This window comes from Undibacterium sp. Dicai25W (assembly GCF_049340505.1).
GTDB lineage: Bacteria > Pseudomonadota > Gammaproteobacteria > Burkholderiales > Burkholderiaceae_D > Undibacterium > Undibacterium jejuense.
The window spans coordinates 1-23,365 of record NZ_JBMPOQ010000027.1; the positions used below are offsets into that span (position 1 = coordinate 1).

The window sequence follows — 23,365 nt, forward strand, 5'->3', positions numbered from 1 at the left end:
ATTGGAAAGGCTACCATTGCAACCATTCAGCCGCATCAGCGAACTACTTCCGCACAACTGGAAGCCTGCTCAATAAATCCGATCATCAATCTAAGGATCGGTCAACCTGTGTTGACCGGGTGCTTACAGCTTATTTAAACCGATTAACGGTGAATCAACCCTGATCCAATAAAAAAGCCGCTGGAATATTCCAGCGGCTTTTGTTTTAGCAAGACCAATATTACATATTCGGATAATTAGGTCCGCCACCGCCTTCAGGGGTTACCCATACGATATTCTGGGTTGGGTCTTTAATATCGCAAGTTTTGCAGTGAACACAGTTTTGCGAGTTGATCTGCAAGCGGTCTTTGCCGTCATCCGTCTTCATGAACTCATACACACCTGCAGGGCAGTAACGTGCTTCCGGGCCTGCGTATTTAGCCAGATTTACATCCACTGGAACATTGGCATTTTTTAATGTCAGGTGGATAGGCTGATCTTCAGCATGATTGGTGTTCGAAATGAAAACAGAAGATAAACGATCAAACGTCAGCTTGCCATCCGGCTTTGGATAAACGATAGGCTGGAACTCAGAAGCAGGGCGCAGACATTCGTGATCAGCATGGGTATGGCGCAGAGTCCACGGTGCTTTTCCACCGAAGACTACTTGGTCGATACCGACCATCAACGTGCCAAGGTACAAACCTTTGCTCATCCATGGCTTGAAGTTACGTGCTTTGTGCAATTCTTCATGCAACCATGATGCTTCGAACGCTGCGCTGTAAGTAGTGACTTCATCGTACTGACGATTTTCACCCAAGGCCGCAAATACCGCATCCGCGGCCAGCATGCCTGTTTTGATCGCTGCGTGGCTACCTTTGATGCGGCTGGCATTTAAGAATCCAGCGTCACAACCGATCAATGCGCCACCAGGGAAAGTCAGTTTAGGTAAAGATTGTAAGCCGCCAGCAGTAATCGCGCGCGCACCGTAAGCGATACGTTTACCGCCTTCAAAGAATTTGCGAATTTCTGGATGTGTCTTGTATCTCTGAAACTCTTCGTATGGTGACAGGTAAGGGTTTTCGTAACCGAGACCAACGACGTAACCCACTGCCACCTGATTATTTTCCAGGTGATACAAGAAGGAGCCACCGTAGGTATCCGCATCTAAAGGCCAACCAGCTGAGTGGATCACCAGACCAGGTTGATGCTTGGCTGGATCGATTTCCCACAATTCTTTAATACCAATGCCATAAGTCTGTGGATCTTTACCTTTGTTCAGATCATATTTAGCGATCAGTTGCTTGCCAAGGTGGCCACGGGCACCTTCCGCAAACAAAGTGTATTTCGCATGCAATTCCATACCCAACTGAAATGCAGGGCCAGGTTCGCCTTCACGATTTACACCCATATTTCCTGTGGCGACACCTTTCACAGAACCGTCGTCGTTATACAAAATTTCTGCCGCAGGGAATCCTGGAAAAATTTCTACGCCCAAGGCTTCAGCTTGCTGCCCTAACCAACGTACTACATTCGCCAGAGAAATAACGAAATTGCCATGATTTTGGAAGCACTGTGGCAACATCCAGTTTGGTGTTTTGTGTGCTTTAGTTTCGGTCAGAAACAAGAAGCGATCTTCTGTTACTGGCGTATTGAGCGGTGCGCCGAGTTCTTTCCAGTTTGGAATGAGTTCGGTCAGTGCCTGCGGATCCATAACTGCACCAGACAGGATATGCGCGCCAAGCTCGCCGCCTTTTTCAAGGACGCACACGGACACCTCAGAGCCTTTTTCTGCTGCTAGCTTTTTTAACTTAATTGCCGCAGATAAACCTGCAGGCCCACCACCCACAATAACGACATCGTATTCCATGGTGTCGCGTGGACCGTATTGTTCAAGAATGTTTTGGGTCATGGGAGGTAATCACTTTCTGGAAATATTTTCGAACGAACGTGCTAAATTATCTTCAGCATATTATCTGCCGTCATCTTAATCTGCAAGTTTCTGATTAGAAGAAGCTCACCAACTGGCTGCTTCTCAATATTCGAATTATCGCAGACGGTGCTTTGCTCTGCATCAATTTAGCGATATTTACTGTTGAAATAGCCCTAAAAATGCAGATAGAGCTAAAATCCATACAACACAATCATGATCTGTATGTCATCATAGCAAGTGACACAGAATGCAGGCTATTAATCATTTTTCGCGGAGATACAGATGGGCATAGAAGTCAACTTTGAAGGCAAGATTGCGCTGATTACCGGCGCTTCCAGTGGCTTGGGTGCCCGTTTTGCAAAAGTGTTAGCTCAGGCCGGTGCACAAGTAGTGCTGGCATCGCGCCGTATCGATAGGCTCAAAGAATTGCGGGCAGAGATTGAAGCAGAAGGTGGTGCAGCACACGTGGTCGCACTTGATGTAACTGTTTACTCGAGCATTAAGTCGGCAATTGCCCATGCGGAGACCGAAGCAGGCCCTATCGATATTCTGATTAATAATTCAGGTGTGTCGACGACACAACGTCTGGTCGATGTTACGCCAGACGATTATGCGTATGTCATGGATACCAATCAACGGGGTGCATTTTTCGTTGCCCAAGAAGCCGCTAAGCGTATGATCGCCAGACACAAAGGCGATTCAAGAAAGCAACACCGCATCATTAATATTGCTTCGGTCGCTGGCTTGCGCGTGTTACCACAGATCGGCATTTACTGCATGAGTAAAGCTGCTGTCGTTCATATGACGAAAGCTATGGCAGTCGAATGGGGAAAATACGGTATCAATGTCAATGCGATTTGCCCTGGCTATATTGCGACAGAAATTAACGAAGAGTATTTTGAAACTGAGCAAGGTCAAAAGCTGATCGAAATGCTGCCACGCAAGCGCGTTGGCGCGCCTGAAGATCTGGATGGTTTATTGCTTTTGCTGGCGGCAGAAGAATCGCGTTTTTTGAACGGCGCTATCGTGACCGCGGATGACGGGATGAGCGTTCAATGATGAAGGTAGGTGACAAGAAACTGGTGTACACCGTCACCATTCCGATTCGCTGGGGTGATATGGACGCAATGGGACATGTCAATAACACGGTGTATTTTCAGTACATGGAGCAGGCGAGAATCGAATGGCTGGCGATGATGGGATGCCTGCCCGATGAGAACGGCAATGGTGCTGTCATCGTCAATGCGCATTGCACATTCAAAAAACCGTTTAAATATCCGGGGCAAGTAGAAGTGTGCACGTATATCTCCAACATGGGACGGACGAGTTTCGAGACAACGCAAGAAATGCGTTCGGTCGGTGATGGCTATTCTCTTTATGCTGAGGGCGGCGCTAAAGTAGTGTGGGTTGATGCTGTGACAGAAAAATCCGTCGCTTTGCCTGAAGCCATCAAGCAAAAATTTGCTGAGTTCAAAAGCGAACAAAAACGTCGCCGATAATTTGAGTTCGCAATACAAAGCAGCGAATTTTTTTACACGCTTTCCTGGTCGCCTACGGATGAGGCGAGATAACTATCAGCCGAATAACGATGATAAATGACTAACTACCCTACGGACGGAACAAGACAAATCACTAGAATTTAAAATTTTGGTCCGCCTTTGTTTGCATGTTTCTCGCAATGGAAGGTCTGGTTTCCTGGCTGGATATTGACGTTCGTCAGTGTGTAACTACAGTCTCGTTTAAGCGTCATGACTTCCAATTAATATTGATTTGCCAATTTTGCTGTTGTAGGATGATTTTTTGCAAAGAGAGCTCATTCTATGTCAGTGTCATTCAAAATCCCTTTCATATTGGTGTTTGCTTTGCACCTTGGTGGCGTGCAGACGAGTGCTGCTGAGCTTACTCAAAATACTAAAGTTGACGCGGCATCGGTCAGTCAGAATATGGCGGGCGATTGGGTAGGGACCTTAGCAGGTACTCTACGTCTTATTTTACACGTCAAAAAAGCGCCGTCTGGTGAATACGCATCCGTATTAGAAAGCGTAGACCAAGGGCATGTCATGATTCCGGTTGATAGTATGAATGTAACCTCGGAGCACCTCGATTTTACTGTGAGCGCTGTCCATGGATCATTCGATGCCACATGGAATGCTGAAACGAAAGCTTGGGTGGGAACCTGGAAACAAGATCAGGCAATGCCACTGACATTAGTGCGTTCAAATGGCATTATCCCCAAATTAAGCCGTCCTCAGGAAGATGCTATTGATGCAGCGCCTTCAGCGTATGAACAACAAACCGTAACGTTCGATGGGGGTAGTGCGGGCCTTAAATTAGCTGGGACGTTTAGTACGCCAAAGGGAGCGGGTCCCTTTCCAACTATCATTTTCATTGCAGGATCAGGTCCGCATACGCGAGAAGAAGTAGTTGCTGGACATCGAATTTTTTATGTGTTGGCCGACTATCTGAATAAACGTGGTTTCGCTGTACTCCGCTATGATAAACGCGGGGTCGCGCAATCGAGCGGCGATTATAAATCTGCTACCTCAGCCGAATTTATCTCCGATGCTGCGGCAGCTGTCCGGTATTTACTTAGCAGGGCAGATGTTGATCCACAGCGCATCGGCTTACTTGGTCATTCTGAAGGGGGACTGATTGCCCCTGTTGTTGCCGCTCACGATCCACAAGTTAGTTTTATCGTTCTGTTGGCGGGCCCCGCCATTCCGGGAGATAAACTCTTGGCAGAACAAATATACCTGATAGAAAAAGCATCGGGTGTTCCGGTAGAGCGTGCGGTGATTAGTCGCGAAGTGAACGAGGAATTATTTAAAGCAATTGCAGAGTCAAAGAATGAGTCTGAGGCAAAATTAATGCCCGCGACTATATTTGATAAAGCTGTTGAAGAACATAAAATATTTGGTAACGCGGAACAAATTAAATCGACCGCCCTGTCAGGGCTTACGACGCCGTGGATGCGTTACTTTCTAAGCTATGATCCAGTTCCAGTACTTCGTCAGATAAAAGTTCCGGTGCTTGCTCTTAACGGATCACTTGATTTGCAGGTTCCGGCTAAATCTAATCTGGCTGCGATGCGACTAGCCTTGAGCGAAAACAAAGAGGTGACGATAAAGGAACTGCCCCATCTCAACCACTTGTTTCAGGCCGCAAACACTGGGGCACCGGCAGAATACGCACAGATTGAGGAAACCATTAACTCTGCGGCTTTGAACGTCATTGGCGAATGGGTCTCTGATCATGCAAAATCAAAGCGATGATTTTATTGGCTTGAATCAAATAACACGTCTATTAATTTGCTAGCTTTTGGTAGATTACTCTCTCCACTATTATTCTTACAGTACGACGTTTTTAACAAATAGGAAAATTATTTTATGAAAGCATCAATTAAATTCCTTGTGGGGGCGGCACTCACCATCGTGACGTGCATGTCCCAAGCGGGTGTTGCAGGTCTGAGTGGCGAATCTTCAGCAGAAAAAACTGCAAACAACCAAAAATTTGAAGGCGACTGGAATGGTACTTTGGCTGGTGCATTACACCTTGTTTTGCATGTCAAAAAATCTGCTTCAGGTGAATACACAGCCGTTCTTGAAAGTGTGGATCAAGGACATGCGATGATTCCAGTCGACAAACTCGATGTCTCCGCTGAACATCTATTCTTATCGGTCAATGCGGTCAAGGGGACATTCGATGCAAAATAGGATGATAAGACTAATGCATGGATTGGTACTTGGACGCAAGGTCAGCAACTGCCGCTCATACTGTCGCGATAATGTATAACTGAAGACACGAATATTGAACCTAAATGAGCGTTTTTTTAGGACCTGTACAACCCGCGTTGTAATCGTGTAAGGATTGGCATGGCGTCCCCATCTTGCTAAACTAAAACCCTTCGATTGACTCATCAGCCCTATGTCTTGGAGACTTAAATCAATGAGCGTAATCAATTCAAAAGTAGCCAACATCGGTGATTTGAAGCTGGAACATTTCAAAAAAGCTGACAAGTTTGAGAGCCACTCTATTCGGATTGGACAACTGCTGGGAGCGAAAGATTTGGGCTACTCATATGATATCGTGCCGCCCGGAAAGTCCTCTTGTCCTTTTCACAGTCATCGTGCGGAAGAGGAAATGTTCTTCATCGTGAAGGGTTCCGGAACGTTGCGTTATGGCGATGAAACCAGAAAAATTCGTGAAGGCGATGTGATTTGTTGTCCAACCGGTGGACCAGAAACTGCGCATCAAATCCTTAACGATTCTGATGCTGATCTCGCCTATCTCTCTGTCAGCACAATGATGCCAGCTGAAGTTTGCGAATACCCGGACTCAAAAAAAATTGGTGCTTACGGCGGTGATCTGCGTCACATGACACATGCTGATCATGCGCTGGATTATTGGAAAGACGAAGTGTCTTCTGACTGAATAGGTCATCGCTTCAATGATGCGACTCAATGTCTGGAGCACATTGTTGCCATCGATATGGTTAAAAAGGAAATCGGGAAATGACGTTAAAGTTGAAGCAGAAAATTAGATTTATTTCTTTATCACTGTTGTGTCTCGCTCAGACGATATCCGCGACGGTCGTCGATTTTCCAGACGATGTGACTGCGTTTCTGGCTGACCGGGAAGTATGTAATCATTGGCGAGGTGAGGATGGTTATGATGCTGAACGTCAAGCAGACATTGATTGGGCTATCTGTACCACTTGTCAGGGAACAGACACAAAACTTTCTCTTCTGAAGAAAAAATATCGTGGCAATAAAGACGTTTTAGAAAAACTTAATCAGCTAGAGCCTAAAATCGAACCGGAAGATAAAGCAGCAACGAAAGAGTTTTGTAAAAAAACGCGAAAACCAGCATATCAAAAATGACACATAATTAACGCATACAAAGAGACATTGCCTTATTCTTCACTGTATTTGATCAGTTTTAAGAGTGCCAGAAAAGAACTGATTAGTATCCCCCCCCCAAATTTATCGAGTGCTCAAAAAGAGAATTTGCGTAAGTTCGGCTGGGCGAAATTACCGCATAATCCCCAGCAATTTGTGCACCAATTCACTCGACGTCGAGGCTGAAAATTTTTTCATCAATTTAGCGCGGTGCATTTCTACTGTGCGGGGGCTTAATGCAATTTGTCGGGCGATGAGCTTGCTGGTTTTGCCTTCGACTAGCAGGGCAGCGATTTCGCGTTCTCTGGGGGTGAGTTCTGCGCTGACCGGGCGTTTTGCGCTGAGGTCTTCGAAGGTCCAGATGCCTGCTGCATGAGGATCTTTTTTATCCAGTCCGCGGCCCGACACATGGCACCAGAATAATTCCTGGTTTGCCCGCTTCATGATGCGCTCATCAGAATAGGAACCTTTGGCATTCATAATTGGCACAATTCTCGCGCCAGTTCTTTCAAATTCGTCAGGCGTTGGATACAGTGCCTGAAACGATGCGCCGATCAGGGCGTCTTTCTGGTAGCCAAACATCGCTGCCAATGCATCATTACAGGCGTGTATGATGCGATTCTGGGATACGCACATACCTATCGGTGCTAGTTGGAAAATGCTGGCAAAATCGATGGTTTGCGGTGGATTCATTTTAAACGAGAACAAAATTGCGTAGTTTTACGGTATTGCGCAGTATAACGTAGCATCTTATGCTTAAGGGCTATTAAAGAATAAGCATGCATTTTTGTATTCGGATTAACTGCCTTTCTGAAGCAGGCTTCCGAAAATCGATTAAATTTATTAAATTCGTTGATAGTACTTGAATGCAATAAAAAACCTATCCAATCAATCCTGAAATCAGAAGGGGACAGTGATGAATAAAGTTTATCCTGACGCACAAACCGCCTTGGCGGACATAGTAAAAGATGGGCAGACGATCGCCGTTGGCGGATTCGGTCTGTGTGGCATTCCCGAGGCTTTGATTGCCGCTTTGCGTGATACTGGCGCAAAGGAATTAACCGCAATCTCAAATAATGCAGGTGTTGATGGTTTTGGTCTGGGGCAGTTATTGACAACTCGTCAGATCAAAAAAATGATTTCTTCGTATGTTGGTGAAAACAAAGAATTCGAGCGCCAATATCTGGCTGGCGAACTGGAACTGGAATTTACGCCACAAGGCACATTGGCAGAAAAATTACGTGCCGGGGGTGCTGGTATCCCCGCTTTTTTCACTAAAACTGGCGTCGGTACTATCGTTGCTGACGGTAAAGAAATCCGCGAATTCGATGGCCATCAATATGTGATGGAGCGTTCTTTGGTATCTGATGTGTCTCTGGTCAAAGCCTGGAAAGCCGACAAAGCAGGCAATCTGGTTTATCGTAAAACCGCACGTAACTTTAATCCCAACGTAGCAATGGCTGGAAAAATCACCGTTGCAGAAGTGGAAGTGCTGGTAGAAATTGGTGAGATCGATCCGGATGAAGTGCACACGCCGGGTATTTTTGTGCAGCGTATCGTCGTCAATGCGCAACCGGAAAAACGCATAGAACAACGCACCGTGCGTTCATCTAACTAAGATCAGGAGAAAGAAATGGCTTGGAATCGTGATGAAATGGCTGCGCGTGCAGCATTGGAATTGCAAGATGGTTTTTACGTTAATCTTGGTATTGGCTTGCCAACCTTAGTGGCTAACCATGTTCCTCAAGGGATGGAAGTCTGGTTGCAATCAGAAAATGGTTTGCTGGGCATCGGTCCGTTTCCGACAGAGGATGAAGTCGACGCAGATTTGATTAATGCGGGTAAGCAGACAGTAACGACTTTGCCGGGCTCGTCCATTTTTAGTTCTGCTGACTCGTTTGCAATGATACGTGGCGGTAAAATCAATCTCGCTATCCTGGGCGCAATGCAGGTGAGTCAGCAAGGTGATTTGGCCAATTGGATGATTCCAGGAAAAATGGTTAAGGGCATGGGCGGTGCGATGGATCTGGTCGCTGGCGTTGGCCGTGTTGTGGTCTTGATGGAGCATGTTGCTAAGGGTGACGCGCACAAGATTTTGAATCAATGTAACTTGCCGTTGACTGGCGTTGGTGTGGTCAACCGTATTATTACCGACCTCGGTGTGATCGATGTGACGCCGCAAGGCTTGAAGTTGGTTGAGCTGGCGACTGGCGTGACAGTGGATGAGATTGTGACGAAAACAGAAGCCAAACTTGATGTGGCAGCGTTTGCCTGAGGTAGGGCTCAAGCTGATTTGAGGGTTTGAATTAAAATTCCGCCAAAAGCCAACGATTTGCTCGTTGGCTTTTTTATTTTGAATTTTATTTGATCTGAGTCATGTTTTGGCGTGTCGGCGGATCACCAGATGGCTCTGGGCTATATCCTTCAATACTTTTTATCCATGAAAAGCCATCGGAATACGGGCGAATTAATGGTATAAATGTAAAATCTGATGCAAGTGATGTCTATCAGAAATATCAATCAAAGATAGTTTCAACGACAAAAGTCGTATCCACGTTATCCGGGAGTTTTTATGCAATCGACACGAAAATCCGTGCAATGCTTGTCGCCGACTGGTTTGCATACCATGTCATACAAAGAATGGGGTAATGCCAACAATCCTAAGGTATTGGTATGCGTTCACGGTCTGGCTCGGGTTTCGGATGATTTTGATGTTTTGGCGGCTAGTCTGTGTGAGGAATACCGGGTCGTCTGTCCTGACGTGGTGGGGCGTGGCTCCTCCGGGCACTTACGTAACCCCATGCATTATCAGATTCCGCAATATGTGAGTGACATGGTGACTTTGCTCGCCAGACTGGAAGTGGATACGGTTGATTGGTTTGGTACATCCATGGGCGGTTTGATTGGTATGGGTATTGCTTCACTTGAGGGGAACCCAATCCGTAAATTACTACTCAATGACGTAGGCCCAGCACTTAATCCTGTGGCGCTGAGCCGTATTGGTGAGTATGTGGGGCAGGCGGTGGCGTTTGAGCGCTTTGATGAGGCGCTGGCTTACATTAAGTCAATTTCGCAACCTTTTGGTGCGCATACTGATGCACAGTGGGAGAAGTTGGCGCGTGATGTTTTGCGAAAAAATGACACCGGGCAATGGATTAAACATTACGATCTGGGGTTATGTCAGCCTTTTAAAGCGACAACGCCAGAACAGGTTGTTGCTGGCGAAGCTATGTTGTGGGCAGCATATGACGCAATCAAAAGCAAGACTTTGGTGGTGCGTGGGGCAGATTCCGATTTATTGTCGTCTGAAACAGCAACCGAGATGACCCGACGAGGACCATGTGCGAGTTTGGTGCAGATACCGCATGTTGGGCATGCGCCGACTTTTGTCAGTGCGGAACAAATCGCGATTGCACGTGATTTTTTTCTGAATGATTGAATATTTTAAAAATCTTAAAGAGTTTTAGAGGTAAGGTAGAGAAATGGAAATTAAAAGATTACATGTGGGCGCCCGTTTGTCCGAGGTGGCGATTTATAACGGAGTGGTGTATCTGGCAGGGCAGATCCCAGAAAATACCAGCAACGACATTGCTGACCAGACTGCCGAAGTGTTAGGGCATGTTGATCGCTTGCTGCAAGAAGCTGGAAGCGATAAAACACGTATTTTGTCATGTCAGATCTTCTTATCAGATATCAGCTTGATTTCTGAGATGAACAAAGTATGGGACGACTGGGTGGCACCTGGTAATTCGCCGCCGCGTGCGACAGTACAGGCAAAGTTGGCGAATCCAGAGTGGTTGATTGAAGTTGTTGTTACAGCGGCGCAAAAGTAAAGATTAGTATGGTATCGACCTCCATTTCCGTTTCAGCTTCACGATTTTCTGATGGTCTGACAGACGCAGAAAAAGAGCGCCTAGCCTGTGCGCTTGAATTTGCTACGCCACATTATGCAGAGCGTTGTGTTGTCACCGGACAGAATGCTTTGCAATTTGTTGAAGGTGTTTTGTCGACGCTAGCGATGCTGCGAACGGATGTGGATTCGATGCTGGCGGCAATCTTATTTGAATTGCCGGATCTCAATCCCGTTGCTGCACAACAAATCGAGGTACGTTTTGGCAAAGAGATTGACGACCTCGTCAATGGTATCCGCCGCCTCATGAAGTTGCGTGAGGCGACCTGGTCGCAGCAAGATTTGGGAAAGGGTAAAGATGCCGCTGGAAAAGCGGCGGCGCAAATGGAAACCCTGCGCAAAATGGTGCTGGCAATGGCGACCGATATGCGTGTGGTGTTAGTGCGCTTAGCTTCCCGTGTGACGACTTTGCGCTATTTTGCTGAATGCAAGCGCGATGATGGAGCGACGCGCCAGTACGCATCCGAGACTATGGATTTATACGCGCCTTTGGCCAATCGACTCGGTGTGTGGCAATTGAAATGGGAATTAGAAGATTTGTCTTTCCGTTTTTTGGAGCCGGAGCAATATAAACGTATTGCCAAAATGCTTGAAGAAAAACGGGTTGAGCGTGAAAGTTTCGTTGTCAATGCGATCGCCCGTTTGACCGCAGAATTAAAGGCTGCGGGTGTCAAAGCCGAAGTCAGTGGGCGTCCTAAGCACATCTACAGTATCTGGAAAAAAATGAAGGGCAAGTCGATGAATTTCGACGAGCTCTATGATGTGCGTGCATTTAGGGTGATTGTCGACGACATCAAGGATTGTTATACGGTGCTGGGTATCGTGCACAATGCCTGGGCGCCGATACCGAAAGAGTTCGATGACTATATTTCACGCCCAAAATCAAATGGCTACAAATCATTGCACACGGTGGTGACGGTGGAAGATGGTCGGCCACTTGAGGTGCAGATACGTACGCGTGAAATGCATCAGTTTGCTGAATATGGTGTCGCGGCGCACTGGCGCTATAAAGAAAGCGGCGGCTCTAATTTTACGGCTCAGGAGTACGACGAGAAAATCGCTTGGCTGCGCCAATTGTTGGCGTGGAAAACGGAAATTGCTGATGCGGTTGTTGAGCATGAAGACGTGCAGCGTGAATGGGTTGAAAAGCTCAAGGCCGCGAGTCTGGATGACAGAATATATGTGTTGACGCCACAAGCGCGTGTGATCGAATTGCCATGTGGTGCAACCGCTGTTGATTTTGCTTACCAGTTGCATACGGATGTCGGGCACCGTTGCCGCGGTGCTCGTGTGGATAACGTCATGGTGCCGCTCAACACCCGTTTGCAAAATGGGCAGACGGTGGAGATCATTACTTTAAAATCAGGCTCGACGCAGTCAGGTCCATCGCGTGATTGGTTGAGCCCGGAATATTCTGTCAGTACCCGCACCCGCACCAAGATTCGCGCCTGGTTTAATGCAATTGATCAGCAGGAAACCTTGGCTTCTGGTCGATCAATGGTTGAAAAGACCTTGCAGCGAGAGGGTAAGACTGCCGTTAATCTGGAAGAGCTGGCGCGCAAACTAGGCTTTTCCGCCTTGGATGAATTTTTTCTATCAGTCGGTAAAGAAGAATTTAGTCTGCGTCAGATAGAAACAGTCTTGCGCGACAACGCGCCTGTCGAAGAGCCAGATGAGTTTGTCGCGAACAAGAGCCGCGCATCGAGTGTCACGCAGGGTGCTAAGTCGGGTGTTTTGGTGGTTGGTACAGATGGCTTGATGACGCAATTGGCGCGTTGCTGCAAACCTGCACCGCCAGATAATATTGTCGGCTTTGTAACGCGCGGTAAGGGAGTCTCCATCCATCGCCTGACCTGTAAAAATTTTGCAGAAATGCGCAATAAGGCCCCTGAACGCGTGATACAGACCACCTGGGGTGAACAGGTGAAAGATACGGTGTATCCGGTCGATATTTTCGTCATGGCACAAGATCGCCAGGGTCTGCTACGAGATATCTCGGAAGTTTTCTCGCGTGAAAAAATTAACGTTATCGGTGTGAATACACAAAGTGCTAAGGGGCAGGCACGGATGTCCTTCACGGCGGAAATCGGCGGCACAACACAATTGCAAAGGGCATTGGCGGTTATCCGTGAAGTCAATGGCGTGCAAGAAGTGCGACGTCAGTAAGAGTGATTAAGAGTTATTTTCTTTTTGGTAGCGGTCAATTTACCCAGAAAATCAGGCGCAATAGAAAAAAGTGCCCTTGGGGGCTAGTAATTATTTCACTGGTTCTGCTATACTCTCGTTTCTTTAGACGCGTAGCTCAGCTGGTTAGAGCACTACCTTGACATGGTAGGGGTCGTTGGTTCGAGTCCAATCGTGTCTACCATAGAATTTAGTAGTACCTTTAGATAAGAGCGAGAAAGGCATCCTGGTTATGACACCGCGAACTACCACGCAAATGGTTTGGGAGCGACTCTAGTCGAGGATCTTTTTCGTCGGTATCAAATTTGAAAAAGCACGGCTAGCCGTGCTTTTTTTTCGTCTGCATTTTTTAATTCCCTTTTTTAGCAAACTTCTTTCTCTTTGGAGAGTGATATGGTCTCAGTAAAACTTCCTGATGGTTCGCAACGACAATTCGATGCGCCGGTAACGGTTGCCCAAGTTGCAGCCAGCATTGGTGCGGGTCTGGCTAAGGCTGCATTGGCTGGTCGTGTTGATGGTAAGTTGGTTGATACGTCTTATTTAATTGAGAATGATGTCGAGCTGGCGATTGTTACGGATAAGGATGCTGATGGCCTGGAAGTGATTCGTCACTCGACAGCGCATTTGTTGGCTTACGCTGTGAAGGAGTTGTTTCCTGAGGCACAGGTCACTATCGGTCCGGTGATTGAAAACGGCTTTTACTATGACTTCTCGTACAAGCGCCCATTCACACCCGATGATCTGGTGTTGATTGAAAAGAAAATGGCTGAATTGGCTAAGAAGGATGAGCAGGTTACTCGCAAGGTGTTGCCACGCGATGAAGCGGTTGCTTACTTTAAGTCGATTGGTGAGGCGTATAAGGCGGAAATCATTGAATCGATTCCGGCGGATCAGGATGTTTCTTTATATACAGAAGGTAACTTCACTGATCTGTGTCGCGGTCCTCATGTGCCTTCAACAGGCAAATTGAAAGTGTTTAAGTTGATGAAGTTGGCAGGTGCTTACTGGCGCGGCGATTCCAAAAACGAAATGCTGCAACGTATTTACGGTACTGCGTTCGCTAAGAAAGAAGATCAGGAGCAATACCTGCACATGCTGGAAGAGGCGGAGAAGCGCGATCACCGTAAGCTCGGTAAAGCATTGGATTTCTTCCACTTTCAGGATGAGGCGCCTGGCCTGGTGTTTTGGCATGCAAAAGGCTGGACTATCTGGCAGCAAATTGAGCAATACATGCGTAAGGTCTACCAAGACTGCGGTTATCAGGAGGTGAAAGGTCCGCAGATTCTCGACAGCAGTCTGTGGAATAAAACTGGTCACTGGGATAACTACAAAGACAACATGTTTGTCACTGAATCGGAAAATCGGGCGTATGCGCTCAAGCCGATGAATTGCCCTGGTCATGTGCAAATTTTCAACTCTGGTATGAAGAGCTACCGCGATTTGCCATTGCGTTTCGGTGAATTCGGTCAGTGCCATCGTAATGAGCCGTCCGGTGCTTTGCACGGCATTATGCGCGTACGGGGTTTTACTCAGGATGATGGTCATATCTTCTGTACTGAAGAGCAGATTCAGGATGAGGTCATTGCATTTCACCCGCAAGCAATGAAGGTGTACCAGGACTTTGGGTTTGAGAATATTGCTATTAAATTGGCATTGCGCCCAGATAATCGTATTGGTACAGATGAAATTTGGGATAAAGCCGAAGAGACTTTGCGTGCTGGTTTGCGTAGCTGTGGCGTGACTGAGTGGGAAGAGTTGCCAGGTGAGGGGGCATTCTACGGTCCTAAGATTGAGTATCACCTCAAAGATAGTCTAGGTCGCCCATGGCAAGTTGGTACGATGCAGGTCGATTTCTTTATGCCGGGGCGTCTGGGTGCGGAATACGTGGCGGACGACAATAGTCGTAAAGTGCCTGTCATGCTGCATCGTGCGATTGTTGGTTCTATGGAACGTTTCATTGGTATTTTGATAGAAAATCACGCCGGTGCCCTGCCTTTATGGTTGGCGCCAGTGCAAGTTTCTGTGTTGAATATTTCTGAGTCACAAGCAGAATACACCAAGGCTGTTGCAGAAAACCTGAAAAAACAAGGGTTTAGAGTAAATACTGATTTGCGTAATGAGAAGATTACATATAAAATACGCGAGCATTCTATTCAAAAATTGCCTTACATCTTAGTAATTGGCGATAAAGAACGGGATGCCAACACAGTGGCTGTGCGTACGCGTGGCAATCTGGATCTGGGGGTAATGCCTCTGGATGCCTTCATCTCTCGCCTGCAAGACGAGATAGCAAACAAGGTTTAACAGATCAGTCAGCAATCTCCCTTTTTTAGAGAGATGGCACGGTGAAGATTTTATTTTTTAAAGGAAACTGCAATAGCTACCGAAAGAACACATCGTATCAACGGTGAAGTTACCGCGCCTGAAGTGCGCTTGTCTGGCGTTGATAACGAACCTCTGGGGATCGTTAAACTGGGTGAAGCCTTCCGCTTGGCCGAAGAGGCTAATGTGGATTTGGTGGAGATTGCACCAACCGCGCAACCTCCAGTTTGTCGTTTGATGGATTACGGCAAGTTTAAGTACCAAGAGCAGAAGAAAGCTCACGAAGCCAAATTGAAACAAAAAGTCATTTTGGTGAAAGAAGTGAAATTCCGCCCAGGTACTGACGATGGTGATTACAACATCAAACTGCGTAATTTGATCAAGTTCCTTGATGACGGCGATAAAACGAAGATCACTCTGCGTTTCCGCGGTCGTGAAATGGCGCACCAAGAGATCGGTATGCGCGTTCTCGAACGTCTGAAACTGGATCTGGAACCGTATGGTCAGGTAGAGCAGTTTCCAAAGATGGAAGGTCGTCAGATGGTCATGATTCTGGCACCGAAGAAAAAGAAGTAATTAGTTTTAAAGTAGTAAAAAAAGAATTTTGCGATGTGCGTTGAATGCGTATTGCGAAAGACCTGCTACGAAAGTGGCGGGTCACATAAGTGAGAAGTAGGCATCCAAGAGTAGCGATCGTTGCTGCCACCTACCATCATATAAAATGAGGCTGTCGTAATAGACAGATAGTGCTATGCCAAAAATGAAGACGAAAAGCAGCGCAAAAAAGCGCTTCCGCGTACGTCCAGGTGGTACCGTTAAACGCGGTCAAGCTTTCAAACGTCATATCTTGACTAAGAAAACTACCAAAAACAAACGTCAATTGCGCGGTTCCGTAGGTGTTCATGACACCAACATGGTATCCGTAATGCGCATGATGCCTACAGCTTAACCTCATACTCATTATTAAGGAGTTATTATGCCTAGAGTAAAACGTGGGGTTACAGCTCGTGCCCGTCATAAGAAAGTTTTAAACCTTGCAAAAGGTTACCGTGGTCGTCGTAGTAAGGTTTACCGTATTGCTAAGCAAGCAGTTATGCGCGCTGGCCAATACGCATACCGCGATCGCCGCAACAAGAAACGCGTATTCCGCGCACTGTGGATTACTCGTATCAACGCAGCAACACGTCAACACGGTATGACATACAGCGTGTTCATGAACGGCTTGAAAAAAGCTTCTATTGAACTCGACCGTAAAGTACTGGCAGACATGGCTGTGATGGACAAACCAGCATTTGCTGCGATTGTTAATCAAGTTAAAGCCAACCTGGCTGCGTAATTAGTAATTTGTAGTCGCTTGCGATGTGTTTATACATATCGCATCTATCAAGCGGGGCAGAGGTTGATTCCTATGCCCCGTTTTGTTTTCAGCGCATTGAGAACTTTGAATCAAACTAATCTTGTTTCGTTGCTGTGCTAAAGATATTTTTCTTACTGTCGCAGAACGTTTGCTTGGCTAAGTTTTGTAAAAGTTCTATCATTATCAGTTTGTAAGCGGGAACAACGCATGAACCCTTTAGACCAAATCGTCAGCCAGGCCTGTGCTGATTTTCTTGCGGCAGCAGATGCCGCTGCGCTGGAAAATGCGAAAGCCTTATATCTGGGCAAAAGTGGCCAGATTACCGAACAAATGAAAAGTCTGGGCAAGCTCTCCCCAGATGAGCGTAAGACACAAGGCGCGGTCATTAACGCCGCCAAAGTACAAATTGAAACAGCCTTAACTGAGCGTCGCGACGCGCTCGCTAATGCGCAATTGCAAGCACGTCTGAATGCGGAGGCTATCGATGTGACTTTGCCTGGTCGTGGCCGCAGCGTGGGGGGGATTCACCCTGTCATGCGCACCTGGCAGCGGGTAGAAGAAATTTTCCGTTCGATTGGTTTTGACGTGGCCGATGGTCCGGAAATCGAAACCGACTGGACCAACTTCACTGCATTAAACAGCCCGGAAAATCACCCGGCGCGTTCTATGCAAGATACGTTTTATATTGATGGCAAAGATAGTCAAGGTAAGCAGTTATTGCTGCGTACTCATACTAGTCCTATGCAAGTGCGTTATGCGCGCATGAATAAACCGCCTATCAAAGTCATCGCACCAGGTCGTACCTACCGCGTTGATAGCGATGCGACGCACTCACCGATGTTTCATCAGGTTGAGGGTTTGTGGATCGCTGAAGATATCAGCTTCGCCGATCTCAAAGGCGTGTATCTGAACTTCGTTAAGGCGTTTTTTGAAACCGATGATTTGCAAGTGCGTTTCCGTCCATCGTACTTCCCATTTACAGAACCATCGGCTGAAATCGATATCGCTTTCGGTAGCGGTCCGTTGAAAGGTCGTTGGCTTGAAGTTTCCGGCTCTGGTCAAGTGCACCCCAGCGTGATTCGCAACATGGGACTGGATCCTGAAACCTATATTGGCTTTGCGTTTGGCTCAGGCCTCGAACGTTTGACGATGCTGCGTTATGGCGTCAACGATCTGCGTTTGTTCTACGAAGGCGACTTGCGTTTCCTGAAGCAATTCAACTAAATTTTTTGAGCGCACTGCGCTCAGGCATCTCACATTAGACGGCTGAATTATGCAATTTTCTGAAAACTGGCTTCGCACCATGGTTGATCCGAAAATGTCTTCGGATGAACTCTCTCATCTGTTGACCATGTCGGGTTTAGAGGTCGAAGAAGTTGAGCCTGTGGCTCCTCCTTTTAACAATGTCGTGGTCGCTGAAATTCGCGAAATCGCCAAACACCCTGATGCAGATCGCTTGAATATCTGTCAGGTTGATGTTGGCACCGGCACCTTGCTAAACATCGTTTGCGGTGCGCCTAACGTGCGCGTCGGCATGCGTGTGCCATGTGCGATGGCTGGCGCGATTTTGCCACCAGGCGCGGACGGTAAGCCATTCGAAATCAAAGTGGGTAAGCTGCGCGGCGTTGAATCGCAAGGTATGTTGTGCTCCGCCCGCGAATTGAAATTATCGGATGATGCCGGTGGTTTGATGGATCTGCCGGCGGATGCGCCAGTTGGTCAGAATTTCCGTGATTACTATCAGCTCAATGATTTGAAATTCACGATCAAGCTGACACCAAATAAAGCAGATTGCTTATCCGTATTAGGCGTGGCGCGCGAAGTATCGGCCTTGACTGGTACACCTATGCATTTGCCAACCACCAAGGAAATTCCGGTAACGCTGGATGAAATTTTGCCAGTCAAAGTTTCTGCACCAGATTTATGCGGTCGCTTCTGTGGTCGTGTAATACGCGGCGTGAACGCGAAAGCGGCAACGCCAGAATGGATGAAACAGCGTCTGGAACGCAGTGGGCAGCGTCCTATCTCTGCATTGGTCGATATTTCTAACTATGTAATGTTAGAGCTCGGACGTCCGTCACATGTGTTTGATCTCGATAAGATCCACGGTGGAATGGATGTGCGTTGGGGTAAGACTGGCGAGTCAGTCAAGCTCTTGAACGGCAATACCGTTGAGGTTGATGAATGGATCGGTGTCATTGCTGACGATAAAGAGATTGAATCTCTGGCTGGTATCATGGGTGGTGATTCAACTTCCGTGACACTGGATACGCAAAATATTTATCTGGAAGCCGCATTCTGGTGGCCGAACGCAATTCAAGGTCGGTCTCGTCGTTTCAATTTCTCTACCGATGCCGCACATCGTTTTGAGCGTGGCGTTGACTTCGAAAACATCGTTGAGCACATCGAACGTATTACTGCTTTGATCGTTGAAATCTGCGGTGGCACTGAGCAAGTCAAGGTTGGGCCAGTGGATGATCAGATCGTCAATCTGCCACAGCGTTTGCCAGTTAAATTGCGTACCGCTCGTGCGCAAAAAGTCATTGGCGTACCTTTGACTGATGCTGCGATTGCGGATATTTTTACGCGTTTGAATTTGCAATTCACGCATCAGGATGGTGAGTTCCTGGTGACGCCGCCATCATATCGATTCGATATCGAAATCGAAGAAGATCTGATCGAAGAAGTAGCGCGTGTTTATGGTTTTGAAAATATCCCTGCTTTGCCACCAGTGGCCGCTAGCGCGATGTTGATCGCACCTGAAAACGAGCGTTCATTGTTTGCAATTCGTCGTTTAGTCGCAGATCAGGATTATCAAGAAGTCGTCAACTATAGCTTTGTCGAAGAAGCATGGGAAAAAGACTTTGCTGGCAACGATGCGCCGATCAAATTATTGAATCCCATTGCAAGCCAGATGGGTGTGATGCGCACGAATCTGATCGGTAGCCTGATCGCGAATGCACGTTACAACCTGAATCGTAAAGTTAACCGCGTCCGCATTTTCGAAATCGGTGCAGTCTATTTGCGTGATCAGGCGGTCGCTGATGGTGCTTTGTCGGTGGCTGGTTATCATCAGCCTAAGCATCTGTCTGCGCTGGCCTATGGGCCGGTTGTAGAAGAGCAGTGGGGCGCGGCTCAACGTAACGTTGACTTTTTTGATGTGAAAGCCGATTTAGAGGCTTTGTTTGCACCTAAAGCTTTACGTTTTGTCAAAACTGAACACGTCGCATTGCATCCTGGACGTAGCGCAAGCATAGAATGTGATGGTAAACACATCGGCTTCATTGGTGAATTACATCCGCGCCTGCAACAAAAATATGACCTGCCATTGGCACCGGTGGTATTTGAAGTGGAAACTTTAGCATTGCAGACAGTGAGTGTCCCGGTTTACCATGAGATTTCTAAGTTCCAGGCAGTCACACGTGATCTGGCATTGGTCGTAAAACAAGGCGTTGCGGTGCAAGATTTGCTGGATGTATTTAAGGCGGAAGCGCACAATAATGAAGTCTGTAAAATTGTGCAAGCCATTGTTTTGTTTGATGAATATCGCGGTAAAGGTTTGGAAGCAGATGAAAAAAGTCTTGCATTCCGCTTTAGCTTGCAAGATACTCAAAGTACCTTACAAGATGACAGAGTGGAAACGGCAATGGCTGCTCTGACCTCCGCAGCTGGCCAGAAATTTTCGGCTAAGTTGCGTTAATAGCATAACTGGTATTGCCTGATAAAGATTAGATGAGTTTGATAATGAATGACGTAAATTCCGCTGAATTTCAATCGGTATTAGATGCTGATTTGAATCGTGCGATGCTAGAAGCAAGGGCTCGTTCTCAAGCGGAAAAAGAGTTGCCTACCTTAACTAAAGCTGAGTTGGCTGAGTTGCTTTTTGAGCAAGTTGGCCTGAATAAGCGCGAAGCGAAGGATATGGTAGAAACTTTTTTTGATGAAATTCGTGATGCTTTGGAACTAGGTGAGTCAGTAAAATTGTCTGGTTTTGGCAATTTTCAGTTACGTGATAAACCGCAGCGCCCAGGGCGTAATCCCAAAACTGGTGAAGAAATTCCTATCACCGCTCGTCGCGTCGTTACTTTCCATGCGAGTCAAAAATTGAAAGGCATGGTGGATGATGTCAGCGGTCAACCCCTTGCTCATGCTGCTTAAAAATAGATGACTGAAATTAAGATTGAATCTGTCAGCTTGCCTCCGATTCCTGCTAAACGGTATTTCACGATTGGCGAGGTCAGCGAATTATGCGGCGTTAAGCCGCATGTATTGCGCTACTGGGAGCAGGAGTTTTCGCAATTAAAACCGGTCAAGCGCCGTGGCAACCGACGCTATTATCAACATCATGAAGTTTTGCTGATACGACGTATTCGCGAACTGTTGTATGAGCAAGGGTTTACAATTAACGGTGCTCGTAACAAGCTCGGAAGTGGTTCGGCAAGATTGCAAAATCAGCTTGATGAGCCTGATGAAATGCCAGTCAATTTGCTTCAGATCAGAGATGAATTGCGTTCTATTCTGACCTTATTAGTGCCATAGTTGAGTATTAAATAAAAATCCCCGGTTACTTTGAAGTACCGGGGATTTTTTATATCTTATGGTTCAAATTCAGGCAATGGCCTTCATGTGTGTTTTTGCCTGATGAATTTGTCGTTCTCTGGTTGAGTTGCGTACTAATTTCGGAGAAGGGGGTAATTCATTCTGGTTGGTTTTCTTTGTTTTAAATACGCTCACCGCAGCACTTAATTCACTCGCCTGACTTTCTAGTTTATCGGTAGATTCGGTCGCTTGCCCAACCAACGCGGCATTGTGCTGGGTAATTTCATCAATGCTGTTGATGGCTTCATTGACGCTGGAAATGCCCGCGCTCTGCTCCTGACTGGCATTGCTTACGTGCTTGATCAGGTCGGTAACTTGTTCCACGTTTTCAGCGATCTCACGCATAGTTTTGCCGGCCGTGTTGATCATCGTGCTGCCGTTTTTTATCGCTTCGCCAGATGAGACAATCAAAGCTTTAATTTCCTTTGCGGCATTGGCACTGCGTTGCGCGAGGTTTCTGACTTCACTTGCAACGACTGCAAATCCACGACCTTCCTGACCGGCACGGGCAGCTTCAACGGCAGCGTTCAACGCCAGAATATTGGTTTGGAAAGCAATGCCATCCATAACCCCAATGATTTCAGAAATTTTCTTTGAAGTAGTGGTAACGGTTTGCATCGTATCAATGGCTTTGTCCATGACCTGCAAACCTTGTTGAACCGAATCAGCTGAGGCGTGAATGAGCGTGCTGGCTTGCGACAGGTTGCCAGCATTTTCTTTAATTGTGCTGGTCAATTCTTCTACTGAACTGGCTGTTTGTTGTAATGCGCCCGCCTGATTTTCAGTGCGACTTGCAAGATCAATATTTTCATCATGGATTTCTTTTGCAATTGTATTGACGTTTTCGGCGCCGGTGCGGATATTGTCGACCAGATTGCTTAAACCAAGATTCATTTTTCCTACTGCATTGATTAGTTGGGCGAGTTCGTCTTTGCCGTCGCTGGTTTCCGTATGTTGAAGATCGCCGTCGGCGGTTTTTGCAATTGCCAACGTCAGTACGCCAATATCGCGTGCCAAAGAAAAATAGATGCCGAGCAAGAAATAACACGCAAGTAAAACGAGAGCAATAATTGCCGCAAACATTCTGATGATTTTTAAATTTAACTGGTGAATATGTGTGTCTAAACGTTCATTAACCAGATTAGTCGCAGCAAAATCAGATTCGGCCAATTTATTTAGGCCTTCCTGGCCAGCCGCTAAAAATGCTGTGCCTGAGCTTTGATTGACTGAGGATAAGACTTCGTCTTTAGCGCGCTCCAGAAATTTAAGTCCGATTGTCAAGTTGTTGCGCAAATTTTCCAGCGTGCCTTTGTACTCTGGATTTTCTTTCTCAAGTACAGCGGATTGTTCTGTAAGTTGTTTGATTTCCTGCTGCGCCAGCATTTGCAATGAATTCAACGTTACATCTTCACCTGCTTCAAATAATCCACTGTCAATGTAGGCAGCGCCGCGAGCGGACATGATGGATAATTTTTCAACAATCGATGGAATGTTGTTCAAATAGATGCCCGCTAATTCATGCGTCGTAAAATCGCTATCGAGCGCCAGTTTGCTGGAATAAGCGGTGGTATTAATTTTTTGAGTTAAGAGATCAAGTAATTGGCTGTATTGAACAAAGCTTTCAGCGGCCTTCATGCCTGCCTGTTTGGCTGAAATCGCTTGCCATTGCTTTTTGATTTCATCGGCAATCGCTTTATTGCTGATTTTGTCGAATGACTTCTCAATCGTCGCCTTGCTGGCATTAACCAGGTCGCCAACTTGTTTGTTGCCAGTCAATTGCATATGCATTAGAGCGCGATATTTTCTGAGCTCCATTTGCAATGATTGATATTGTTGAATCTGCTGTATCGCCACCTGTTTTTCTTTGGTGGCGGCTACTTCAGTTTGCATTTCGCTAAACAACATTGCCACCACGACAAAAAGTGGGATGGCAAATGCTGTGGCCACGAAAGCGACTTTATGGCCGATGCGAAAGCCTTGCATAAGGCGGATTGCGGGAGAGATAAGATTGAGCACGATATATTTGAAACTAAAATGCGGTTTGGGGGAATTGATTACCGGAAAGATTAATCCTCAAATGTTACGCAGCTATGACTATTGCCGTCGTTTTGCCAGCACCAGTTGTGCCACTAAATAATATTTTGTGTTCTATCATTGACCACCATTTGTCGCGAAGCGCGAAA

At 46.7% G+C, this 23,365-nt stretch carries 22 protein-coding genes and 1 tRNA gene; 20 read left to right on the plus strand and 3 right to left on the minus strand.

What is annotated here, in order from left to right:
• Window positions 1-220: 220 nt before the first annotated feature.
• Entirely contained in the window at window positions 221-1,849 is a 1,629-nt protein-coding gene (locus ACO0KY_RS18290) for an electron transfer flavoprotein-ubiquinone oxidoreductase (RefSeq protein ID WP_423048541.1), read from the minus strand.
• Between the two features lie 345 nt (window positions 1,850-2,194).
• Here ACO0KY_RS18290 and ACO0KY_RS18295 point away from each other — a divergent pair, with 345 nt between their 5' ends.
• The 6 genes from ACO0KY_RS18295 (at window position 2,195) to ACO0KY_RS18320 (ending at window position 6,792) form a co-directional block, all read left to right on the plus strand.
• Window positions 2,195-2,971 (plus strand): SDR family oxidoreductase, encoded by a 777-nt coding sequence (locus ACO0KY_RS18295; protein ID WP_423048490.1) that lies wholly within the window; start codon window positions 2,195-2,197, stop codon window positions 2,969-2,971.
• Complete coding sequence (locus ACO0KY_RS18300; protein ID WP_423048492.1) at window positions 2,968-3,411, plus strand: acyl-CoA thioesterase; 444 nt, start codon at window positions 2,968-2,970, stop codon at window positions 3,409-3,411. The genes ACO0KY_RS18295 and ACO0KY_RS18300 overlap by 4 nt, the downstream gene beginning before the upstream one ends.
• A gap of 321 nt (window positions 3,412-3,732) precedes the next feature.
• Complete coding sequence (locus ACO0KY_RS18305) at window positions 3,733-5,184, plus strand: alpha/beta hydrolase family protein (RefSeq protein WP_423048494.1); 1,452 nt, start codon at window positions 3,733-3,735, stop codon at window positions 5,182-5,184.
• 114 nt (window positions 5,185-5,298) lie between these two features.
• The gene (locus tag ACO0KY_RS18310; RefSeq protein WP_423048496.1) at window positions 5,299-5,625 is read left to right on the plus strand and encodes a hypothetical protein; all 327 of its coding nucleotides are present in this window, start codon (window positions 5,299-5,301) and stop codon (window positions 5,623-5,625) included.
• A 232-nt stretch (window positions 5,626-5,857) separates the two neighbouring features.
• Window positions 5,858-6,343, plus strand: a complete 486-nt coding sequence (locus ACO0KY_RS18315; protein ID WP_423048498.1) for a cupin domain-containing protein — start codon at window positions 5,858-5,860, stop codon at window positions 6,341-6,343.
• An 80-nt stretch (window positions 6,344-6,423) separates the two neighbouring features.
• Window positions 6,424-6,792, plus strand: coding sequence for a hypothetical protein (locus ACO0KY_RS18320; RefSeq protein ID WP_423048500.1), 369 nt, complete (start codon window positions 6,424-6,426; stop codon window positions 6,790-6,792).
• A gap of 150 nt (window positions 6,793-6,942) precedes the next feature.
• On the opposite strand, the gene ACO0KY_RS18325 is transcribed toward ACO0KY_RS18320, so the two are convergent.
• Window positions 6,943-7,503 (minus strand): LuxR C-terminal-related transcriptional regulator, encoded by a 561-nt coding sequence (locus ACO0KY_RS18325; RefSeq protein ID WP_423048502.1) that lies wholly within the window; start codon window positions 7,501-7,503, stop codon window positions 6,943-6,945.
• Between the two features lie 223 nt (window positions 7,504-7,726).
• Between ACO0KY_RS18325 and ACO0KY_RS18330 the strand changes: the two genes are divergently transcribed.
• From ACO0KY_RS18330 to ACO0KY_RS18395, 14 genes are all read left to right on the plus strand, one after another.
• The gene (locus ACO0KY_RS18330) at window positions 7,727-8,428 is read left to right on the plus strand and encodes a CoA transferase subunit A (RefSeq protein WP_422989857.1); all 702 of its coding nucleotides are present in this window, start codon (window positions 7,727-7,729) and stop codon (window positions 8,426-8,428) included.
• A 15-nt stretch (window positions 8,429-8,443) separates the two neighbouring features.
• Complete coding sequence (locus ACO0KY_RS18335) at window positions 8,444-9,085, plus strand: CoA transferase subunit B (RefSeq protein WP_423048504.1); 642 nt, start codon at window positions 8,444-8,446, stop codon at window positions 9,083-9,085.
• 297 nt (window positions 9,086-9,382) lie between these two features.
• A complete protein-coding gene (locus ACO0KY_RS18340) occupies window positions 9,383-10,249 on the plus strand; it encodes an alpha/beta fold hydrolase (protein WP_423048506.1) in 867 nt (288 codons plus the stop codon).
• A 43-nt stretch (window positions 10,250-10,292) separates the two neighbouring features.
• Complete coding sequence (locus tag ACO0KY_RS18345) at window positions 10,293-10,643, plus strand: RidA family protein (protein ID WP_423048508.1); 351 nt, start codon at window positions 10,293-10,295, stop codon at window positions 10,641-10,643.
• 8 nt (window positions 10,644-10,651) lie between these two features.
• Complete coding sequence (locus tag ACO0KY_RS18350) at window positions 10,652-12,886, plus strand: RelA/SpoT family protein (protein WP_423048510.1); 2,235 nt, start codon at window positions 10,652-10,654, stop codon at window positions 12,884-12,886.
• Window positions 12,887-13,011: 125 nt separating this feature from the next.
• Window positions 13,012-13,088, plus strand: a tRNA-Val gene (locus tag ACO0KY_RS18355).
• A 209-nt stretch (window positions 13,089-13,297) separates the two neighbouring features.
• Complete coding sequence (gene thrS, locus ACO0KY_RS18360) at window positions 13,298-15,208, plus strand: threonine--tRNA ligase (protein WP_423048512.1); 1,911 nt, start codon at window positions 13,298-13,300, stop codon at window positions 15,206-15,208.
• A gap of 72 nt (window positions 15,209-15,280) precedes the next feature.
• Window positions 15,281-15,802, plus strand: coding sequence for a translation initiation factor IF-3 (gene infC / locus ACO0KY_RS18365; protein WP_186911918.1), 522 nt, complete (start codon window positions 15,281-15,283; stop codon window positions 15,800-15,802).
• 175 nt (window positions 15,803-15,977) lie between these two features.
• Window positions 15,978-16,175, plus strand: a complete 198-nt coding sequence (gene rpmI, locus ACO0KY_RS18370; protein ID WP_110253942.1) for a 50S ribosomal protein L35 — start codon at window positions 15,978-15,980, stop codon at window positions 16,173-16,175.
• A gap of 27 nt (window positions 16,176-16,202) precedes the next feature.
• Entirely contained in the window at window positions 16,203-16,562 is a 360-nt protein-coding gene (gene rplT, locus ACO0KY_RS18375) for a 50S ribosomal protein L20 (protein WP_186911883.1), read from the plus strand.
• Between the two features lie 228 nt (window positions 16,563-16,790).
• A complete protein-coding gene (pheS, locus tag ACO0KY_RS18380) occupies window positions 16,791-17,807 on the plus strand; it encodes a phenylalanine--tRNA ligase subunit alpha (protein ID WP_186911884.1) in 1,017 nt (338 codons plus the stop codon).
• A 49-nt stretch (window positions 17,808-17,856) separates the two neighbouring features.
• Complete coding sequence (gene pheT / locus ACO0KY_RS18385) at window positions 17,857-20,283, plus strand: phenylalanine--tRNA ligase subunit beta (protein ID WP_423048515.1); 2,427 nt, start codon at window positions 17,857-17,859, stop codon at window positions 20,281-20,283.
• Window positions 20,284-20,327: 44 nt separating this feature from the next.
• A complete protein-coding gene (locus ACO0KY_RS18390) occupies window positions 20,328-20,741 on the plus strand; it encodes an integration host factor subunit alpha (protein ID WP_423048517.1) in 414 nt (137 codons plus the stop codon).
• A gap of 6 nt (window positions 20,742-20,747) precedes the next feature.
• Window positions 20,748-21,122, plus strand: a complete 375-nt coding sequence (locus ACO0KY_RS18395; RefSeq protein ID WP_423048519.1) for a MerR family transcriptional regulator — start codon at window positions 20,748-20,750, stop codon at window positions 21,120-21,122.
• Between the two features lie 69 nt (window positions 21,123-21,191).
• Here the strand turns inward: ACO0KY_RS18395 and ACO0KY_RS18400 are convergent, their stop codons facing one another.
• On the minus strand, window positions 21,192-23,165 hold the full coding sequence (locus ACO0KY_RS18400; RefSeq protein ID WP_423048521.1) for a methyl-accepting chemotaxis protein: 1,974 nt from the start codon (window positions 23,163-23,165) through the stop codon (window positions 21,192-21,194).
• Between the last annotated feature and the right edge of the window lie 200 nt (window positions 23,166-23,365).

What these genes read in the sequence shown, in the direction of transcription:
- ACO0KY_RS18290 (WP_423048541.1), bottom strand. Translation starts at nt 1,849, where the DNA reads ATGGAATACGATGTCGTTATTGTGGGTGGTGGGCCTGCAGGTTTATCT.
- ACO0KY_RS18295 (WP_423048490.1), top strand. Translation starts at nt 2,195, where the DNA reads ATGGGCATAGAAGTCAACTTTGAAGGCAAGATTGCGCTGATTACCGGC.
- ACO0KY_RS18300 (WP_423048492.1), top strand. Translation starts at nt 2,968, where the DNA reads ATGATGAAGGTAGGTGACAAGAAACTGGTGTACACCGTCACCATTCCG.
- ACO0KY_RS18305 (WP_423048494.1), top strand. Translation starts at nt 3,733, where the DNA reads ATGTCAGTGTCATTCAAAATCCCTTTCATATTGGTGTTTGCTTTGCAC.
- ACO0KY_RS18310 (WP_423048496.1), top strand. Translation starts at nt 5,299, where the DNA reads ATGAAAGCATCAATTAAATTCCTTGTGGGGGCGGCACTCACCATCGTG.
- ACO0KY_RS18315 (WP_423048498.1), top strand. Translation starts at nt 5,858, where the DNA reads ATGAGCGTAATCAATTCAAAAGTAGCCAACATCGGTGATTTGAAGCTG.
- ACO0KY_RS18320 (WP_423048500.1), top strand. Translation starts at nt 6,424, where the DNA reads ATGACGTTAAAGTTGAAGCAGAAAATTAGATTTATTTCTTTATCACTG.
- ACO0KY_RS18325 (WP_423048502.1), bottom strand. Translation starts at nt 7,503, where the DNA reads ATGAATCCACCGCAAACCATCGATTTTGCCAGCATTTTCCAACTAGCA.
- ACO0KY_RS18330 (WP_422989857.1), top strand. Translation starts at nt 7,727, where the DNA reads ATGAATAAAGTTTATCCTGACGCACAAACCGCCTTGGCGGACATAGTA.
- ACO0KY_RS18335 (WP_423048504.1), top strand. Translation starts at nt 8,444, where the DNA reads ATGGCTTGGAATCGTGATGAAATGGCTGCGCGTGCAGCATTGGAATTG.
- ACO0KY_RS18340 (WP_423048506.1), top strand. Translation starts at nt 9,383, where the DNA reads ATGCAATCGACACGAAAATCCGTGCAATGCTTGTCGCCGACTGGTTTG.
- ACO0KY_RS18345 (WP_423048508.1), top strand. Translation starts at nt 10,293, where the DNA reads ATGGAAATTAAAAGATTACATGTGGGCGCCCGTTTGTCCGAGGTGGCG.
- ACO0KY_RS18350 (WP_423048510.1), top strand. Translation starts at nt 10,652, where the DNA reads ATGGTATCGACCTCCATTTCCGTTTCAGCTTCACGATTTTCTGATGGT.
- thrS (WP_423048512.1), top strand. Translation starts at nt 13,298, where the DNA reads ATGGTCTCAGTAAAACTTCCTGATGGTTCGCAACGACAATTCGATGCG.
- rpmI (WP_110253942.1), top strand. Translation starts at nt 15,978, where the DNA reads ATGCCAAAAATGAAGACGAAAAGCAGCGCAAAAAAGCGCTTCCGCGTA.
- rplT (WP_186911883.1), top strand. Translation starts at nt 16,203, where the DNA reads ATGCCTAGAGTAAAACGTGGGGTTACAGCTCGTGCCCGTCATAAGAAA.
- pheS (WP_186911884.1), top strand. Translation starts at nt 16,791, where the DNA reads ATGAACCCTTTAGACCAAATCGTCAGCCAGGCCTGTGCTGATTTTCTT.
- pheT (WP_423048515.1), top strand. Translation starts at nt 17,857, where the DNA reads ATGCAATTTTCTGAAAACTGGCTTCGCACCATGGTTGATCCGAAAATG.
- ACO0KY_RS18390 (WP_423048517.1), top strand. Translation starts at nt 20,328, where the DNA reads ATGAATGACGTAAATTCCGCTGAATTTCAATCGGTATTAGATGCTGAT.
- ACO0KY_RS18395 (WP_423048519.1), top strand. Translation starts at nt 20,748, where the DNA reads ATGACTGAAATTAAGATTGAATCTGTCAGCTTGCCTCCGATTCCTGCT.
- ACO0KY_RS18400 (WP_423048521.1), bottom strand. Translation starts at nt 23,165, where the DNA reads ATGCAAGGCTTTCGCATCGGCCATAAAGTCGCTTTCGTGGCCACAGCA.